Source organism: Paraburkholderia lycopersici, assembly GCF_900096975.1.
Classification (GTDB): Bacteria; Pseudomonadota; Gammaproteobacteria; order Burkholderiales; family Burkholderiaceae; genus Paraburkholderia; species Paraburkholderia lycopersici.
On sequence record NZ_FMYQ01000082.1, the window covers coordinates 1 to 1328 of the forward strand.

The window sequence follows — 1328 nt, forward strand, 5'->3', positions numbered from 1 at the left end:
TACTACATATATGGACTGCTCTCAAAAGCAAACGGAATTGACGAACACGGAAGTCGATTGCGTACATATATCCGGCGTCAGGGCATCGCCCAGCGCCCAACTGGAATTCCGCGCGTGCAGGCCTCAACAACTGGAAGGCCTCAGGGGCCGTTATAGAAATCAGGTTCCCTGCTCGCCGGATCGACCGGAGTGCCAATGTCAATTGATCAACGCATCGTTAGTGATTTCGGAGACTACGCTGCTCTCTGGTAGGACTGGCCGGTTGCGAGCATCGACCAGATCACGCGGGCCATCTTGTTCGCGATCGCAACGATGGCGCGATTGGCCCCTCGCCGGGCCTGCACCTCAAGAGCCCATGCATGCTTCCTGTCATGCTTCGTCGGTGCGGTTCGCAAAACAGCGCGCGCGCCATGGATCAGTAGTGTGCGTAAATGCCGGTCGCCACGCTTGCTGATACCGAGCATATGAGTACGGTCGCCGCTTGAACTCTGCCGCGGGACCAAGCCGAGCCAGGCTGCGAAGTGTCGGCCATTCTTGAAGTCCTTCGGATCCGATACGGCAGCAACAATGGCGGTGGCCGTCTTCGGTCCAACCCCTTCGATTTGCGCAATGCGCTGACAGGTTTCGCTCGCCCTGAACACCATTTCGATGCGCCGATCGAATCCAGCGATGCGCTTGTCCAGTTCGCGCAACTGGTCCATCAGATCAGCGAGCATCTCCCGCGCAAGAGGAGTCAGGCAGTTCGCCGTGTCGGCTACGACAGCTGGAATCTCGCGGCGGGCGCGAGTGATCGATTGCGCAAATACGATGCCGCGTTCGGCGAGAATGCCGCGCATCCGACTCACAAGTCCAGTCCGATTGCTAACGAGGCGACTGCGAGCACGGTGAAGGCTTTGCACATCCTGTTGTTCAACGGACTTGATTGGCACAAAGCGCATTGATGGTCGCTGCAACGCCTCGCAGATCGCCTCGGCATCATTGCCATCAGTCTTGTTGCCCTTCACGAAGGGCTTCACGAATTGCGGGCTGATAAGTTTTACCATGTGACCTGCTTGCTGGAACTGTCGTGCCCAATGATGGGCGCTTGAGCAGGCCTCCATCCCGATCGTACATGGCGTAAGTCGGAGAACCAGTTCCGTCAGCTGCGCGCGGCCGACACGACGTCGCAGGACGAGCTTGCCCGCAGCATCTACACCGTGCACCTGGAAGACATTCTTCGCAAGGTCGATGGCAAGAAATCGAATGGTGTCCATGACGATACTCCTATGAACGGCAACGCCAGCAGTCACGATACGCCTGCCGGAGCAGTCCATACCATTAACTGGAAG

General features: G+C 57.8%; 1 protein-coding gene. It reads right to left on the reverse strand.

Features of this window, described 5'->3' with window-relative positions; all coding sequences use genetic code 11:
- Window positions 1-233 precede the first annotated feature (233 nt).
- Window positions 234-1253 (reverse strand): IS110 family RNA-guided transposase, encoded by a 1020-nt coding sequence (locus BLU17_RS32080; RefSeq protein ID WP_092006766.1) that lies wholly within the window; start codon window positions 1251-1253, stop codon window positions 234-236.
- Between the last annotated feature and the right edge of the window lie 75 nt (window positions 1254-1328).

What these genes read in the sequence shown, in the direction of transcription:
- BLU17_RS32080 (WP_092006766.1), bottom strand. Translation starts at nt 1,253, where the DNA reads ATGGACACCATTCGATTTCTTGCCATCGACCTTGCGAAGAATGTCTTC.